Origin of the sequence: Pseudoalteromonas sp. DSM 26666 (assembly GCF_900116475.1) — a bacterium.
Classification (GTDB): Bacteria; Pseudomonadota; Gammaproteobacteria; order Enterobacterales; family Alteromonadaceae; genus Pseudoalteromonas; species Pseudoalteromonas tetraodonis.
The window spans coordinates 17,771-33,561 of record NZ_FPAR01000015.1 but is presented as its reverse complement, the minus strand read 5'-3'; the positions used below and the strand labels follow the sequence as shown (position 1 = coordinate 33,561).

Genomic DNA, 15,791 nt, shown 5'->3' with positions numbered 1-15,791 from the left:
ATGAGCTTAAGTCATTTGAGCCTCAAATATTTTCGTAATATTGAGGCGCTGACGCTAGAACCAGTTAATGGCGTTAATATAATTTATGGTGAAAACGGCAGCGGAAAAACCAGCCTTTTAGAGGCTATATATTACCTTTCTCACGGCAAATCTTTTCGAACTTCTAAACATAAAAGTATTATTGCACACCAGCAAGATCAGTTTGTTATTCATGGCCGCAAAGCGTTATACGATTTATCTATCCCTATTGGTATTAGTAAAACCCAAGCGGGTGAAACCAATTTAAAAATCCAGGGTAAGGCGAGTCGGAAAGTATCTGAACTTGCCCAGTTAATGCCGGTACAAATAATAACACCAGAAAGCTATTCACTATTTTTTGGCGGTCCTAAGGAGCGCAGAAAGTTTTTAGACTTAGGTTTGTTCCACGTGGAACATGAGTTTTTTTTCTTATGGCAATCGTTTAATAAAGTGCTTAAACAACGCAACGCCTTATTAAAATCTAAGCCTAAGAATTATTTTGACCAAATCAAGTTTTGGGACAAAGAATTTGTTAGACTGGCAGAACAAATAAATAAATTAAGAATCGCGTATATAACTAGGTTTAAGCAGCAATTTTTTGATAAAATGTGTGCAGAATTAACGCTAATACGCGATTTAGAAATTAGCTTCAATGCGGGCTGGAAAGAGAGTGAATCTCTTTGTGATGCGTTAGAGCAAAGTTTTGAGCGAGATGCTCGCCAAGGCTTTACAAGTAAAGGCCCTCATAAGGCTGATTTTAGTTTTAGTGTCGCTGGCAGCAGTGTTGAGAATGTATTCTCACGCGGGCAATTAAAGTTATTGTTGTATGCGTTAAAAGTAACGCAAAATAGCTTAATTGAGTCAGAGACAGATAAGCAATCTATATTGCTAATAGATGATCTACCTTCAGAACTAAGCGAAGATACAAAAGAGAAAGTGGGCCAGTTATTGACTCACTGTAGTTCTCAAATATTTATTTCTTCAATTTTATCTGAAAGTATTTCTGCTGTGGTGGAACCCATGCAACGAGAACTAAAAATGTTCCACGTGAAACATGGCAACCTAATAACAAGATAAGTGGGATTAACCATGTCTGAGAATTATGATTCGTCGAGTATTAAAGTACTTAAAGGATTAGATGCAGTAAGAAAGCGTCCTGGTATGTATATAGGGGACACCGATGATGGTACGGGCTTACACCACATGGTGTTTGAGGTCGTTGATAACTCTATCGATGAGGCCTTAGCGGGTCACTGTGATGATATTTATGTCACTATTCACTTAGACGGTTCGGTATCTGTAAGAGATAACGGCCGTGGTATTCCTACTTCTATACATGAAGAAGAAGGTGTATCTGCAGCTGAAGTAATTATGACGGTGCTACACGCCGGTGGTAAGTTTGATGATAACTCTTATAAAGTATCAGGTGGCTTACACGGTGTTGGTGTATCGGTAGTAAATGCATTATCAGAAAAATTAAAACTAACCATTCGTCGTGAAGGTAAACTTCATGAGCAGTTTTACACTATGGGTGTACCTGATGCACCACTAGCTGTAATTGGTGATTCTGAAACAAATGGTACTGAAATTCGTTTTTGGCCAAGTGGCGAAACGTTCACTAACCTTGATTTTCATTACGATATTTTAGCAAAGCGTTTACGCGAGCTGTCGTTTTTGAATTCAGGTGTAAGTATCATATTAAGCGATGAGCGCGAAGAAAATAAAAGCGACCACTTTAAGTACGAAGGCGGTATCAGAGCATTCGTTGAATACCTAAACCGCAATAAAACACCAGTGCATAAAGGGGTATTCCATTTTACTCACGAACGTGAAGAAGATGGTATTAGTGTAGAAGTATCAATGCAGTGGAATGATGCATTCCAAGAAAACATTTACTGTTTTACTAATAACATTCCACAACGTGATGGTGGTACTCACTTAGCTGGTTTTAGATCTGCGCTAACACGTACGCTTAATAACTACATGGAAAAAGAAGGCTTTAACAAAAAGGCTAAAACAACAAGTAACGCAACGGGCGATGATGCTCGTGAAGGCTTAACGGCTGTTGTTAGTGTTAAAGTTCCTGATCCTAAATTCTCATCACAGACAAAAGACAAGCTAGTATCTAGTGAAGTTAAGTCTGCTGTAGAGCAAGCAATGGCTGAAAAATTCACTGAGTTTTTATTAGAAAACCCAATGGATGCAAAAATTGTTGTTGGCAAAATTATTGATGCAGCACGCGCGCGTGAAGCCGCTCGTAAAGCACGTGAAATGACCCGCCGTAAAGGTGCTATGGATTTAGCTGGTTTACCGGGTAAACTAGCGGATTGCCAAGAAAAAGATCCAGCCCAATCTGAACTATATATAGTGGAGGGTGACTCAGCTGGCGGTTCAGCCAAGCAGGGTCGTAACCGTAAGAATCAAGCGATTCTTCCGCTTAAAGGTAAAATCTTAAACGTAGAAAAAGCACGTTTTGATAAAATGCTTTCTTCACAAGAAGTGGCAACGCTAATTACTGCACTAGGTTGTGGTATTGGCCGTGACGAATATAACCCTGAGAAATTACGTTATCACCGTATCATAATCATGACCGATGCCGACGTGGATGGTTCTCACATTCGTACTTTGCTACTAACATTCTTCTATCGTCAAATGCCGGAAATTGTTGAACGTGGTTATATTTATATTGCTCAGCCTCCACTTTATAAAGTGAAAAAAGGCAAGCAAGAGCGTTATATTAAAGATGATCCAGCATTAGTTGATTACCTTACATCTTTAGCGCTAAGCAATGCAGCACTGTACACTAGTGATAGTGCTGAAGCGGTTGATGGTGAAGCATTAGAGTCAATTGTTCACGATTATCAAAACACGGTTAAAGTTATCGAGCGCTTAAAGCGTAAGTATCCGAACACAGTTATGAACCGTTTGATTTACCAAAGTGAGCTGAAAAAAGAAGACCTTTCAGACGAAGCTAAGGTAATTGCTTGGACTAAAGAGCTGGTTGATGACTTAATTGAACGTGATGAAGATGCAACTATTTTCCATGCGGGAACTGAGCACGATACAGAGCGTAACTTGTATTATCCAGTTGTGAATATTCGTCAGCATGGTGTGGATAAAGCACACGTACTTCATTATGACTTTATTACATCAAGAGACTACCAACGCATTGCTGTAACAGGTAAAAACATTGCTAATATCATCACAGAGGGTGCATATATCCAACGTGGTGAGAAAACAAAACCTGTTGATAACTTTGTGGATGCATTGGAATGGTTGATCGCAGAGTCTAAGCGCGGGATCTACATTCAACGCTATAAAGGACTGGGTGAAATGAATCCAAATCAGCTTTGGGAAACCACCATGGATCCTAGCGCACGCCGTATGTTGCAAGTAACAATTGAAGATGCTGTTGCAGCGGATCAATTATTTGCCACTTTAATGGGCGATCAAGTTGAGCCGCGTCGTGAGTTTATTGAAACGAACGCACTGCGTGTGGTTAACTTAGACGTATAAAACATTATCGTAATCACAAAAAAGGAGCCTTAGGCTCCTTTTTTATTTTTTCAAACGCACAAACTGCTTAAAACCTGAGTGTGCACAAGGTATACTGAGGGTAATTTTCACGCTACTTCTCAGATAGTAAAAAGCCAAATATGCAAAAATATGACGTTAAAACCTTTCAAGGTTTGATCCTGGCTTTACAGGATTATTGGGCACAGCAAGGCTGTGTCATTATTCAACCACTTGACATGGAAGTGGGCGCAGGGACATTTCACCCGCAAACATTTTTAAAATCAATTGGCCCAGAGCCAATGTCGAGCGCATACGTTCAACCGTGTCGTCGTCCTACCGATGGTCGTTACGGGGAAAACCCAAACCGCTTACAACATTACTACCAATTCCAAGTTGTGTTAAAACCATCACCAGACAATATTCAAGAGCTTTACTTAGGTTCTTTAGCTGCTGTAGGTATTGATACCCTCACTGACGAAGTTCGCTTTGTGGAAGATAACTGGGAATCACCTACATTAGGTGCGTGGGGCCTAGGTTGGGAAATTTGGTTAAATGGCATGGAGGTAACGCAGTTTACCTACTTCCAGCAAGTGGGCGGTTTAGAATGCTCACCGGTAACGGGTGAGATTACTTACGGCCTAGAGCGTTTAGCAATGTACATTCAAGGCGTAGATAGCATTTACGACCTAGTATGGGCAGACGGCCCATTTGGGCGCGTAACTTACGGTGATGTGTTTCATCAAAATGAAGTTGAGCAATCAACCTATAACTTTGAACATGCAAACGTAGCCGACTTATTTGAACAGTTTGATAAATGTGAAGCTGAGAGCCAAAAGCTAATTGAAGCAAGCCTACCATTGCCAGCCTACGAGCAAGTAATGAAAGCATCGCACGCATTTAACTTATTAGACGCACGTCATGCTATTTCAGTAACTGAGCGTCAACGTTATATTTTACGCGTTCGTGCGTTATCAAAAGCGTGTGCACAAAGTTATTACGATGCACGTGAAGCACTTGGTTTCCCGCTGTGTAAGGATAAGTAAGCATGTCAGCAGAAAATTTATTAGTAGAAATTGGCACCGAAGAGTTGCCACCAAAAGCACTTCGTAAATTAGCCGAAGCCTTTGCTGCAAACTTAACAGCAGAACTTGAAAGCTTAGAACTTGCTCACCAAGGTGTGAGCTGGTATGCATCGCCTCGTCGTTTAGGTTTACAAGTAAAAGCGCTAGACGCTAAACAACAAGACAAAGAAGTTGAAAAACGCGGCCCTGCAACTAAAGCGGCATTTGACGCTGAGGGCAACCCAACCAAAGCAGCCATGGGTTGGGCTCGTGGTTGTGGAATTGAAGTAAAAGATGCGCAAACACTCGAAACCGATAAAGGCGCATGGTTATTACATATTGCTAAAGTAGCAGGGCAAGAAACCAAAACGTTAATGACCGACGCTATAAGCAAAGCACTCGCTAAGTTACCTATCCCTAAACCAATGCGTTGGGGTGCGAATAAAACACAATTTATTCGCCCTGTGCATACCGTGACTATTTTATTCGGTAGTGAACTTGTTGAAGGTGAAATTCTTGGTAAGCAAGTGAGTAATCAACTGCAAGGTCATCGTTTTCATCATCCAGAAAAAATTAGCATTGATCATGCTGATGAGGTGTTTGAGGTACTTAAATCAGCTTACGTTATTGCTGACTACGAACAGCGTAAAGCACAGATTCGCGCGCAAATAGAAGACGCAGCCAAAGCAGTTAATGCCGTTGTTGCTATGGATGAAGACTTACTTGAAGAAGTTACTTCATTGGTAGAATGGCCAGTAACGCTAACAGCCACATTTGAAGAAGCATTTTTAGATGTACCTGCTGAAGCGCTTATTTACACCATGAAAGACGATCAGAAATACTTTCCGTTATTAGATCAAGACGGCAAACTTTTAAATAAGTTTTTGTTTGTCTCTAACATCGAAAGTAAAGATCCTAGTGTAGTTATTTCTGGTAACGAAAAAGTAGTGCGCCCGCGTTTAGCCGATGCACAATTCTTCTTTGAAACCGATAAAAAGAAAACATTAGAAAGCCGTTTAGAATCTCTTGATAGCGTATTGTTCCAAAAACAACTTGGTACGCTTAAAGATAAGTCACAGCGTATTAGTGAACTGGCAGGTTACATTGCAGAGCAACTTGGTGCCGACAAAGCACTGGCAGCTCGCGCTGGCTTATTAAGTAAAACTGACTTAATGACCGAAATGGTAATGGAATTTACCGACGTACAAGGTGTAATGGGAATGCATTACGCGCGTCACGATGGTGAAGCAGAAGAAGTCGCAGTGGCACAAAACGAGCAATACATGCCACGTTTTGCCGGTGACAACTTACCAACTAATGTGATCAGCTGTGCAGTCGCCATTGCCGATAAGTTTGATACGCTGGTGGGTATTTTTGGTATAGGCCAAGCACCAAAAGGTGATAAAGACCCATTTGCACTTCGTCGTGCTGCTATTGGTGCATTACGTATCATGGTAGAAAAACAGCTACCGCTTGATATTTTAGACCTGGTTGCTAAATCACAAACTCTGTTTGGTGAAAAGCTGACTAACCTAAATGTATCAACGGATGTGTTTGACTTTATGCTAGGGCGCTTCCGTGCTTGGTATCAAGATGAAGGCATTGAGGTAGATGTAATTCAAGCGGTACTTGCGCGCCGTCCAACGAAGCCTGTTGATTTTGATCGCCGAGTTAAAGCCGTAAGCCATTTCCGCACTCTAGACGCCGCAGAATCGCTTGCAGCCGCTAATAAGCGTGTAAGTAATATTCTGGCTAAAAACAACATTACAACGCAAGGTGATGTTGAACAGAGCTTACTAAGTGACGACGCAGAAAAAGTACTGGCTTCTCAAGTTGCAAAATTTGCTACCGACTTAGCGCCACTATACAGCGATGGAAACTACCAAGAGGCATTAAGCCAATTAGCTGGCATTCGTGACAGTGTTGATAACTTTTTTGACAATGTCATGGTAATGGCCGACGATGAAGCGGTTAAGCAAAACCGCCTTGCGCTTTTAAGTCAGTTAAGTGGGTTATTTTTAGAAATTGCAGATATTTCTGTATTACAAAAATAACAGCTAACAGCTATTAAAAAAGCCAGCATAATGCTGGCTTTTTAGTGTTTTATTTATATTAGTTAATAGAGGATTCACCATGAAGCTCCCAATGAAACGCATTTTCACGTTAGCCTTAGTGGGCTTATTGAGTGCTTGTACCAGCCAAATTTCAATTAACGACGTGTTGCCGCAGCAAGAATTGGATCGTAGTATTTATTTAAGAGGGGACTTCACATTATGGGATGCCGAACCTCAATATCAATTTAAACAAGTTGGCCCTGCGCTTTATCAAGCTCAAGTTAAATTTTCGACCCCTGGCAAAGTGTACGAATTTAAAATAGCCGATGCGGATTTTAGTGAAGGTTTTAACTGTGGCTACAGCGATTCACAGCCATCAGGGCAAAGCCTAACACTCGGCCAATCAACACGCGCCGACTGTAATACCATTTATAATTACTTTAGCTACACACCAGCGATTAAAGGCTCCTACATAGTCAGCATTGATTTTAGTGACTACGATGAGCCGCAAGTGACGATAACGAAGAAGTAAAAGCTGTAAGCCATCAGCCGTCAGTCGTTAGTTTAAAGATAAAATAAAAAACCGTGCTTGATTTAACAAACACGGTTTTTTTAATTTTGAGCTGATAGCTGATAGCTGATAGCTGATAGCTGATAGCTGATAGCTGATAGCTGATAGCTGATAGCTGATAGCTGATAGCTTTACAACCCTTTCTTCACCACATACCTATACGGTGATTCTTCAACATCTTTAGCCACTAGCGTGTGATCCATAAAGGTACAAAAGCTGGGGATGTCGCGGGTGGTTGAAGGGTCGTCGGCAATAATAAGCAGTGTTTCGCCGTCGCTCATTTTGCGAATTGCAGCGCGTATCATCATCACAGGTTCTGGGCAGCGCAGGCCGATGGCATCTAATTGGTGATCGGGGTTATCAAAACTCATAAAAATTACCTGTAATATAGTCGCTGCTTAAGTTAGGTCGGATAGTTTAGCGTAATTCAGCCGGTTGGTTAACTGTTTTGCTGAGTGTAAATCAGTCGGCCTTATTAAAAATAATTTACTACACCCGATCACACAATATAAATAACCTGAACTCCGGATAATAAATCCATCTCAAGCAGCTATTTTCAGCGCTAACTGCGTTGAATTTACTTGTAATAGGCGAGCTATTGACGCGTAATTTCGCCTTGTTTTCACTAAAAATCTCTAGCTAGAGATAAATAAGCACAAATATCTTTCATTGATTCAATGTGTTAGTAAATCTCTTAACCAGAGTTCAGGTTAAATAGCAAAAATCCCCACTGCTGGTGGCATAAAAAAGGCGAACTAACTTGCGCTAGTTCGCCTTTTTAATCACCAAGCTGGTTTTACATATTCAACACTAATTAGTCTTGAACACGTTCAAATACAGTTGCTATGCCTTGGCCTAAACCAATACACATAGTCGCTAATCCGTATTTTGCGTTTTTGTCTTCCATTAAGTGAATAAGTGAGGTGCTAATACGCGAACCCGAACAACCCAGCGGGTGACCCAGTGCGATAGCGCCGCCATTTAAATTCACTTTTTCGTCAACCACATCCGCTAAACCTAAGTCTTTAAGTACGGGTAATGATTGTGCTGCGAATGCTTCGTTAAGTTCAGCAACATCGATGTCATCAATAGTAATACCAGCTTGTGCCAATGCTTTTTTACTTGCTGGTACTGGGCCGTAACCCATGATTGATGGATCGCAACCGGCAACGGCCATCGCGCGAATATATGCACGAATTGGTAAGCCAAGTTCTTTTGCTTTTTCTTCGCTCATCACTAACATAGCTGATGCGCCATCAGAAAGTGCTGAAGACGTACCCGCAGTAACAGAACCCGAAGCAGGGTTGAACACTGGGCGAAGTTGCGATAAGCCTTCAACGGTTGTTTCAGGGCGAATTACTTCATCATCTTCAACAAGGATAAGTGAACCGTCAGCATCGTGACCTTCCATTGCTAAAATTTCGCGGCGGAAACGCCCTTCAACTGTTGCTGCATGTGCACGTTGATGCGAGCGGTAAGCAAACTCATCTTGTTGCTCACGGCTAATACCGTGAATAGTAGCAAGGTACTCAGCAGTTAAACCCATAGAGCCAGATGCTTGTGCAATTGATGTAGCTAGGCCAGGGTGAAAGTCGTTACCGTGAGTCATAGGTACGTGGCCCATGTGTTCAACACCACCAATTAGGTAAGTATCACCAGCGCCAGTCATAATAGCGCGAGCAGCGTCATGCAATGCTTGCATTGATGAGCCACATAAACGGTTAACTGTGGTTGCTGGCACTGAATGTGGAATGCCTGCAAGTAGAGATGCGTTACGTGCAACGTTAAAGCCTTGCTCTAAAGTTTGCTGTACACAACCCCAATAAATATCGTCAATTGACGCAGGGTCAACTGCTGGATTACGTTCTAATAAGCCTTTCATTAAATGAGCGCTTAAGTCTTCTGCACGTTTGTTTTTAAATACGCCGCCTTTTGAGCGACCCATTGGTGTGCGGATACAATCTACAATTACTGGATTATTCATGATATTAACCTTCCACCTTATAGAAAACACGGCCTTCTTCAGCCCACTTGCGAGTTTGCTCTGATACTTGGTAAATCGCACCTAGGTGAGCGTATTTGTCTGCTGCTGCAACAAAATTAGCTAAACCTGTTTGATCTAAGTAACGGAACGCGCCGCCTCTAAATGGAGGGAAACCAACACCGTATACAAGTGCCATATCAGCTTCTTGAGGAGAAGCAACAATGCCTTCTTGTAAGCAAAGTAGCACTTCGTTGATCATTGGGATCATACAACGGTCAATGATTTCTTGTTTATCAAATTCTTTTGGTGCGTCTGTAATTGGTGCAAGTAGTTCAATCGCTGTTTGGTCATGCGATTTCTTAAGACGACCGCGACGGTCTGTTTCATACTTGTAAAAACCTGCTTTGTTCTTTTGACCAAAACGTTTTTCGTTAGCAAAAACAGTCACTGGATCTTTCTCTGCACGTGCCATACGCTCAGGGAAGCCGTCTGCCATTACGCCAGTACAATGGAAAGCAGTATCAATACCGACTACATCAAGTAGGTAAGCCGGACCCATAGGCCAGCCAAATACGTTTTCCATGACTTTATCTACTTTTGCAAAGTTAGCGCCTTCAACCACTAATTTGCTAAAGCCTGCAAAGTAAGGGAATAAAACACGGTTTACAAAAAAGCCTGGGCAATCGTTAACAACAATCGGCGATTTACCTAGTTTAAGTGCGTAATCAACTACGGCATTAATGGTTTTATCTGAGGTTTTTGCACCACGGATAATTTCTACTAATGGCATTTTTGGTACTGGGTTGAAAAAGTGCATACCACAGAAGTTTTCTGGTTTTTCAAGTGCTTCTGCAAGTAGGTCAATACAAATAGTCGATGTATTTGACGTAAGCACAGTGCCTTCTGGCATATTCTTTTCAAGATCAGCAAGTACGGCTTGCTTCACTTTAGGGTTCTCTACTACCGCTTCAACAATAATGTTGGCGTTTTGTAGGTCTGCATCGTTAAGCGTTGGTTTGATTTTGCTAAGCGTTGCTAGCATTTTTTCCATCGGCATATGGCCGCGCTTAACTTTTGCACCTAATAGCTTAGACGCTTCACCCATACCTAAATCAAGTGCATCCTGTTGGATGTCTTTCATTATGATTGGTGTACCTTTATAAGCAGATTGGTATGCAATACCGCCGCCCATAATACCTGCGCCTAATACAGCAGCTTGTTTAATTTCTACATCGCTGTGCTTAGCAAATTTACGTGCTTTACCTTTAATGTATTGGTCTGCTAAAAAGATACCTGTTTGCGCGGCTGCTTCGTTGGTACGAGCAAGCTTTGCAAAGTTGGCATTTTCAATTGCCATTGCTTCGGCGCGTGAGCAGTTTGCTGCCGCTTTAATAGTGCGAACGGCCATAACTGGAGCAGGATAGTGGCCTTTGGTTTTACCCATTACCATACCTTCTGCCATTGCAAAGCTCATGCCTTGCTCAACACGGTTTAATTTAAGCGGTTGTAATTTTACAGCGCGTTTTGCTTGCCAATCTAGCTTGCCAGCAATCGCTAATTCTAATGTTGCTATACTTGACTCTTGTAGTTTGTTGGCACTAACTACTGCGTCAAACGCACCTACTTTAAGGGCATCAGCTGCGCGATTTTCGTTACCTGTGGTGATCCACATCATCGCGTTATCGGCGCCAATAATGCGCGGAAGGCGCACTGTGCCGCCAAATCCAGGCATTATGCCTAATTTAACTTCTGGTAAACCCATTTTTGCTGAGTCACTTGCAACACGATAATCGGTAGCAAGTGCCCACTCACAGCCGCCGCCAAGCGCCAAGCCGTTTATAACACTTAGTGTTGGAAATGGTAAATCTTCAATTGCATCAAAAACGTCAGTTGCATCTTTGATCCACGTTACTAATTCTGCTTCAGGTTTAGTAAAAGTAGGTAAAAATTCGAAGATATCTGCACCAATAATAAAGTGGTCTTTATCACTGGTAAAAATCATGCCTTTAATATCAGCGTTAGCGGCTAATTCTTTTAATGCTGCCGCGCAATCTGAAAGAGTTTGTTGAGATAATGTGTTTACAGAACCTGTAGCACAAAACTTAAACTCGGCGATGTTTTCCTTCACGAAGCTAACTTCAAAGGAATCGCTTTTATATAACATTATTATTCTCCCTAGTTGATGAACTAAGACTGGTACGATGAGTTCATATTCAGACCAGTGTGCTTGCTTTAAATTAAAAATGCAACGAAAAATTTATCTTGGTTACAAACGTCTGGTTAAAATATAGCTGGTTTGGTGCTAAGGTGGGTTTGAAAGTTTTCTTTATTCATTTTATTGCGCTGTCTTAGTGTTCATAGCTTGGGTTTTATTAGAATAAATAGTACAGCTGTGTATGTGCTGTTGTTTACTTACTCTTCGCCACACTTCGTCAGCCTTGAAGGTTACTATGCCCTAAAGGACATTATGAAAAAATACTTATTAAGCGTAGCGGCAGCGACTCTATTTTTCTCTTTCCCCTCTGCCAACGCGAAAACTGATATTGATGCATTTTTAGACGCTGAAAAACAGGCGCGCTATGGCAATTATCAAAATTTTAAAGAAGCGGTGGATTCATTGTCTCATCCGCTTAAACCGTATGTTGAAAAAGCCTATTGGGAACGTTACCCAAGCTTAGCCCACCAAACAGAGATAGAAAATTTTCTCACTGTTTATGAACATACGCCATTAGAGTGGCCAGTGCGTAAAGCATGGTTAAACTATTTAAAACGCAGAAATCAAAAAGCAGCGTTTATTAAAAACTACCGTGAAACCTCTGACAGTGAGCTTACTTGTACCCACCTTACTTTTCAGCTTGATCTTGGTGCGCCTAAAAAAGCAATACTCAATCAGGTAACCGACTTATGGACAGTGGGCGAGTCGCAGCCAAGTGAATGCGATGGCCTTTTTAAACGCTGGCGTCAAAATGGTTATTTAACGCCCGATGTTGTTTGGCAACGTGTCACTTTAGCGGCACAAGGTGGGTCTTATCGTTTACTGCCTTATTTAAAAACATTGTTGCCAGCCAATGAGCGCTACTTAGCCGATTTATACTCAAAAGTAAGACGTGACCCAAGTGCAGCGGCGGGGTTATACCGTTATAAGCGCAAAACAGTGAAAGAGGGTGAAATAGCGCTTTACGGTATTAAGCGTTTAATTTGGCGTGATAAAGAGTTGGCATTAAAGGCATGGCAAAAAATTGAGGGGTTATTTGATTACACTGATGATGAAAAAGCGGATGTATATTATACCTTTGCGCTTTCATTGGCGTCGAGCGGCCATAGCCAAGCTAGCTTCTATTTAAATAAAGTACCCAAAGAGCGCCAAGATCGTAAATTAATGCAATGGCAGTTAGCTAATCTACTCAAAACCCAAGATTGGGAGGGAATTGCGGCATTTTTTACAGGTAAAGAAAATCTTAGCTTAGGGCAACAGTATTGGCTTGCTTATAGTTATGACAAACGCGCAGATCATGAAAAAGCCAAGGCAATTTGGACTAAAGTGGCCGCTAATCGTGATTATTACGGCTTTTTAGCCGCTGCACGTTTGGGCATACCGGTTGATTTAAATGAGTTGCCCGTTAATGTAAATCAAGCTTTAGTAACAAGAGTGAGTAACGCACCGGGCTTTAAGCGTGCCAAAGCCTTGTATGAGTTAGAGCGCTTTACTGCTGCTCGACGCGAGTGGAATTATTTAACTGATACCTCAGCTGATGATGAAAAATTAGCTGCGTCGGTACTTGCAGCCGAGCTGGATTGGTTTGATAGTACTATATTCACCCTAGCAAAAATAAAAGCATGGGATTATGTGGATTTGCGTTTCCCTTTTGCATTTCAAGAAATGTTTGAGCGTTACAGCAAGCGAAGCAAAATTGACCTAACTTGGAGTATTGCTATTGCACGTCGCGAAAGCTCATTTGCACCTGATGCGCGCTCCCATGCAAATGCACGCGGGTTAATGCAGCTATTACCGAGTACGGCAAAGTATATTAATAAAGGCACGGTTTCTAATCGTCGTTTGTATCAACCAAAAACCAACATTCGTCTTGGGACTCGTTATTTACAGTATTTAAAAAAGAAAAACCACGGCAATGAGGTGTTAGCTACAGCATCTTATAACGCTGGGTATCATCGTATTAAGCGTTGGTTACCAGAAGAAGCAATGCCGGCTGAGCTATGGGTTGAACTTATTCCTTACAGAGAAACCCGAGATTATGTAAAAAATGTATTTGCTTATCGGCAGGTTTATCATACTCGCCTTGGTCGGGAGGGAAACCTTCTAGCCCCCATATTAGAAATGACGATGGGCGGATAGTAAAAATAAATCTACAACCACAGAGGGATATTTACACAGTAAGTATCCCTCTTTTTTGAGCGCTTTGTGTATAAGTGGTAGACTCAAAGCAAGTTAAATTTAACAGATGGGTTTATTATGGAAAAATTAGCCGTTTTATACGCCGAACATATTGCAACATTGCAGCAGCGTACACGTACTATTTGTGAGCAAGAAGGGTTAGAAGGATTAGTCATTCATTCAGGCCAAGCTAAGCGCCAATTTTTAGATGATATGTATTACCCGTTTAAAGTTAACCCCCATTTTAAAGCGTGGCTACCGGTTATTGATAATCCACATTGCTGGATAGTGGTAAATGGTAGCGATAAGCCAAAACTTATTTTTTATCGTCCAATTGATTTTTGGCATAAAGTACCTGATGAGCCAAGAGATTTTTGGGCAGAATACTTCGATATTGAATTGTTATTACAACCTGATCAGGTTGAAAAGCTACTACCTTACGATAAAGCTAAATTTGCCTACATTGGTGAATACCTCGAAGTAGCACAAGCACTTGGCTTTAGTATTATGAACCCTGAGCCAGTACTTAACTATATTCATTACCACCGTGCTTATAAAACGCAATATGAACTTGAGTGTTTACGTAATGCGAACCGTATTGCGGTTGATGGCCATAAAGCAGCGCGTGATGCGTTTTTTAATGGTGGTAGCGAGTTTGATATTCAGCAAGCTTACTTAATGGCAACGCGTCAAAGTGAAAACGAAATGCCATATGGCAACATTGTGGCCCTTAACGAAAACTGCGCTATTTTGCACTACACCCATTTTGAGCCAAAAGCACCACAAACGCATAATTCATTTTTAATTGATGCGGGCGCTAATTTTAATGGTTACGCTGCGGATATTACCCGTACCTACGACTTTAAAAAGCAGGGTGAGTTTGCTGACTTAGTTAACGCTATGACAGCGCATCAAATTGAGTTAGGAAAAAGCTTAAAGCCAGGTTTACTGTATGGCGATCTGCATATTGATTGTCATAACCGTATTGCTCAGCTATTAAGTGATTTTGATATTGTTAAACTACCTGCAGCTGAAATTGTTGAGCGTCAAATTACCTCAACTTTCTTCCCGCATGGACTCGGGCATCATTTAGGTGCACAGGTTCACGATGTGGGTGGTTTTATGCGTGATGAAACAGGGGCACATCAAGCGCCACCAGAGGGTCATCCATTCTTGCGCTGTACTCGCTTAATTGAGAAAAACCAAGTGTTTACTATTGAGCCAGGTTTGTACTTTATTGACTCTTTATTGGGTGATTTAGCACAAACAGACAATAAGCAATTTATTAACTGGGAAAAGGTCGAAGCGTTTAAACCTTTTGGCGGTATTCGTATCGAGGACAATATTATTGTTCACGAAGATAGCCTAGAAAATATGACGCGTAATTTATTACTCGACTAAATCCTTATAAAGACGAGTTAGCCAATACGCGCTAAAATAAACGGATACAAAGGGGCCTTTTGGCCCCATTTTTTTAATTAAAGCCTAAGTAAGTGCTATGTCTGAATATAAATACCCAGCCGAAGCTGTATTTCATCAAGAAGAAATTAAAAAAAGTACCTTTATCGTTCATATAGGTCACACGCCAGATCTAAATGCTGCGAAAGCCTTTATTAAAAATATTGAAGAAAAATATAGTGATGCACGCCACAATTGCTGGGCACATGTTGCAGGTAACCCAGGGGGCAGCCATGTTTATGGCTTTTCTGATGACGGAGAGCCCAATGGCACCGCCGGTAAACCCATGCTCAATGTGCTAGTGGGCTCAGGCTTAGGTGAAGTGACCGCTGTGGTAACACGTTACTTTGGAGGTATAAAGCTCGGTACGGGTGGGCTGGTGCGTGCTTATGGTGGTTCACTCAATAATGCCTTAGCAAAACTACAAACCGTGGTGAAAGTGCCGAGCGCTGAGCTGGTGGGCTTTAGTGAATACAGTATGCAAGGGGCGATAGAGCAACATTTAAAAACGAACTTTCAGGTACTTAATATTGAAAAGCAGTTTACTGCAAATATTGAGTGGACTATTACCATTGATAGTCGCCAAGCGCAGCAAGCCATCAAAGATATTTTTGATTTAAGCCACGGCGCAGTTGAGTTAACAATCAAAGAGTAATAGTCTTACATTCATCCCATTTAATGATTAAACATTAAATTTCGAGTCATACAGTAGTTATTTTAATTTACTAATAAAAAA

At 41.4% G+C, this 15,791-nt stretch carries 11 protein-coding genes; 8 read left to right on the top strand and 3 right to left on the bottom strand.

All coding sequences use genetic code 11. From position 1 onward, the window contains the following. The 5 genes from recF to BM380_RS17730 all read left to right on the top strand — a co-directional run bounded on the left by recF (position 1) and on the right by BM380_RS17730 (position 7,181). On the top strand, positions 1–1,095 hold the full coding sequence (gene recF, locus BM380_RS17750; protein ID WP_028834900.1) for a DNA replication/repair protein RecF: 1,095 nt from the start codon (positions 1–3) through the stop codon (positions 1,093–1,095). A 12-nt stretch (positions 1,096–1,107) separates the two neighbouring features. Beyond that, the gene (gyrB, locus tag BM380_RS17745; RefSeq protein ID WP_090495416.1) at positions 1,108–3,534 is read left to right on the top strand and encodes a DNA topoisomerase (ATP-hydrolyzing) subunit B; all 2,427 of its coding nucleotides are present in this window, start codon (positions 1,108–1,110) and stop codon (positions 3,532–3,534) included. A 140-nt stretch (positions 3,535–3,674) separates the two neighbouring features. Continuing rightward, complete coding sequence (gene glyQ / locus BM380_RS17740) at positions 3,675–4,577, top strand: glycine--tRNA ligase subunit alpha (protein WP_010392717.1); 903 nt, start codon at positions 3,675–3,677, stop codon at positions 4,575–4,577. A gap of 2 nt (positions 4,578–4,579) precedes the next feature. Then, entirely contained in the window at positions 4,580–6,649 is a 2,070-nt protein-coding gene (gene glyS / locus BM380_RS17735; protein WP_090495415.1) for a glycine--tRNA ligase subunit beta, read from the top strand. A 79-nt stretch (positions 6,650–6,728) separates the two neighbouring features. Further along, positions 6,729–7,181, top strand: coding sequence for an early set domain-containing protein (locus BM380_RS17730; protein ID WP_016900032.1), 453 nt, complete (start codon positions 6,729–6,731; stop codon positions 7,179–7,181). A 170-nt stretch (positions 7,182–7,351) separates the two neighbouring features. On the opposite strand, the gene tusA is transcribed toward BM380_RS17730, so the two are convergent. The 3 genes from tusA to fadB form a co-directional block, all read right to left on the bottom strand. Continuing rightward, positions 7,352–7,591, bottom strand: a complete 240-nt coding sequence (gene tusA / locus BM380_RS17725) for a sulfurtransferase TusA (protein WP_090495413.1) — start codon at positions 7,589–7,591, stop codon at positions 7,352–7,354. Positions 7,592–8,034: 443 nt separating this feature from the next. Continuing rightward, positions 8,035–9,204 carry an acetyl-CoA C-acyltransferase FadA gene (fadA, locus tag BM380_RS17720; RefSeq protein ID WP_090495411.1) on the bottom strand — a complete coding sequence of 390 codons (1,170 nt, stop codon included), beginning with the start codon at positions 9,202–9,204 and terminating at the stop codon, positions 8,035–8,037. Between the two features lie 4 nt (positions 9,205–9,208). After that, positions 9,209–11,368 carry a fatty acid oxidation complex subunit alpha FadB gene (fadB, locus tag BM380_RS17715; protein WP_090495410.1) on the bottom strand — a complete coding sequence of 720 codons (2,160 nt, stop codon included), beginning with the start codon at positions 11,366–11,368 and terminating at the stop codon, positions 9,209–9,211. A 303-nt stretch (positions 11,369–11,671) separates the two neighbouring features. On the opposite strand from fadB, the gene BM380_RS17710 reads away from it, so the two are divergent. From BM380_RS17710 to BM380_RS17700, 3 genes are all read left to right on the top strand, one after another. Further along, positions 11,672–13,558, top strand: a complete 1,887-nt coding sequence (locus BM380_RS17710) for a lytic transglycosylase domain-containing protein (protein WP_024601481.1) — start codon at positions 11,672–11,674, stop codon at positions 13,556–13,558. 117 nt (positions 13,559–13,675) lie between these two features. Continuing rightward, entirely contained in the window at positions 13,676–14,998 is a 1,323-nt protein-coding gene (gene pepQ, locus BM380_RS17705; protein WP_013463654.1) for a Xaa-Pro dipeptidase, read from the top strand. 97 nt (positions 14,999–15,095) lie between these two features. After that, a complete protein-coding gene (locus tag BM380_RS17700) occupies positions 15,096–15,710 on the top strand; it encodes a YigZ family protein (RefSeq protein WP_013463655.1) in 615 nt (204 codons plus the stop codon). Positions 15,711–15,791: the final 81 nt, after the last annotated feature.